2 protein-coding genes are annotated in these 1,626 nt (G+C 74.5%); both read right to left on the bottom strand.

Going from position 1 to position 1,626, the window contains the following annotated elements:
- Nucleotides 1-214 precede the first annotated feature (214 nt).
- The gene (gene hemQ / locus QH283_RS04010; protein WP_280501666.1) at nucleotides 215-910 is read right to left on the bottom strand and encodes a hydrogen peroxide-dependent heme synthase; all 696 of its coding nucleotides are present in this window, start codon (nucleotides 908-910) and stop codon (nucleotides 215-217) included.
- Between the two features lie 238 nt (nucleotides 911-1,148).
- Nucleotides 1,149-1,626, bottom strand: a 478-nt coding sequence (locus QH283_RS04005; RefSeq protein ID WP_280501665.1) for an FAD-dependent oxidoreductase, incomplete at its 5' end; no start/stop codon positions are given.

Genomic DNA, 1,626 nt, shown 5'->3' with positions numbered 1-1,626 from the left:
CCACCCTCGAGGGGGGGGCCCCCCCCCCCCGGGCGCCCCCCCCCCCGGGGGGGCGCGGCCCCCCCCCCCCCCCCGCGACCCGGGCAAAACCACCACCCCCCCCCCCCCCCCCCCCCCCCCCCCCCCCCCCCCCCCCCCACCACCCCCCGGCCCCCCCCGGGGGGGGTCGCCTCGGCTAGCGAGCGCCGCGCCGTCCGGGAGGACCCTTCGGACCTCAGGGCAGGGCGTTGACGAGCTGTTCGAGGTCGACGCGCGGGCCGGTGAAGAAGGGCGTCTCCTCGCGCACGTGCAGCCGGGCCTCGGTGGCGCGCAGATCGCGCATGAGGTCGACGATGCGGTGCAACTCGGGCGCCTCGAAGGCCAGGATCCACTCGTAGTCGCCGAGGGCGAAGGAGCTGACCGTGTTGGCCCGCACGTCCGGGTAGCCACGGGCGGCCTTGCCGTGGTCGGCGAGCATCTTGCGGCGCTGCTCGTCGGGCAGCAGGTACCACTCGTAGGAGCGGACGAACGGGTAGACGCAGATGTAGGCGCCCGGATCCTCACCGGCGAGGAAGGCCGGGATGTGGCTCTTGTTGAACTCCGCGGGCCGGTGGATAGCGGCGTTGCTCCACACCGGGGCGCTGGCCCGGCCGAGGGCCGTGGTGCGCCGGAAGTCGGCGTAGGCGGCCTGCAGATCCTCGATCCGCTCGGAGTGGGTCCAGATCATGAAGTCGGCGTCGGCGCGCAGACCGGCCACGTCGTAGACGCCACGCACCACCACGTCCTTGTCGGCGAGACCGTCGAAGAAGGCCTGCGCCTCCTTGATCACGGCCTGCCTGTCGTCACCCAGAGCGCCGGGCTGCACCTGGAACACCGAGAACATCAGGTATCGGATGGTGGAGTTGAGAGCTTGATAATCCAGTCGCGCCATGACCCCATCGTGCCACTGCGCCACCGGGTCGCGGCTACGGGGCACGGTCCCGGGTCGTCCCGAGTACGGCGCCCGCCGACAGGGCCGAACGTCCCTGAGGTGTGCCCGTCGCGCCGCACCGGCGCCGCACACGATCGCAGCCGAGGCGGATCGGCGGCCCCGCGAACCCCCGCGAGCCACGGATCTCGCGTGCGACGGGCCTCGTCCGGCCGCCGTGCCGCGATCGGATCCGGCGGAATCAGGCCTGCGGGGCGCCCGGCAAGCGCTCGGCGATGCGGTCCAGATGTCCCGGGGCGTACTGGGCCAGCCCGCCGCGCCAGCGTCGCACCACCGCCTCCACCGGGGTGACGGCCACGCCGGTGACGGCGCCCAGGTCCTCGGCGGCGGCGGCGATCAGCTGCTCGTCGGTCCACGACAGAGTGGAGTCGTCGCCGAACTTGCCGAAGGAGGCGCGCACCAGCGCCACCGGCCGCTCGGCCAGGTGCGGCCACTTGCGGCTGGACAACGTGAACGCCTTGGCGCGCAGCTCCTCCCCGGTGGCGACGAGAATGCCGGAATTGTCGGGCAGGGCGGTGTCGGCGGGCAGCGCCATGGCCACCACCACCGAGGACGACAGCTCGATGCCGTCCGCGGCGGCCGCCGCCGGGGGGGCAGCGGAAAGCAAAAGCCAGGCCGCCGCGGGGGGGGGCGCGGCCACCCCCCACCCCGGGCCCAGG

Source organism: Nocardia farcinica (genome assembly GCF_029867845.1).
Taxonomy (GTDB): Bacteria; Actinomycetota; Actinomycetes; order Mycobacteriales; family Mycobacteriaceae; genus Nocardia; species Nocardia farcinica_A.
The sequence above is the reverse complement of the archived record's forward strand: the minus strand, read 5'-3'. Positions and strand labels throughout refer to the sequence as shown.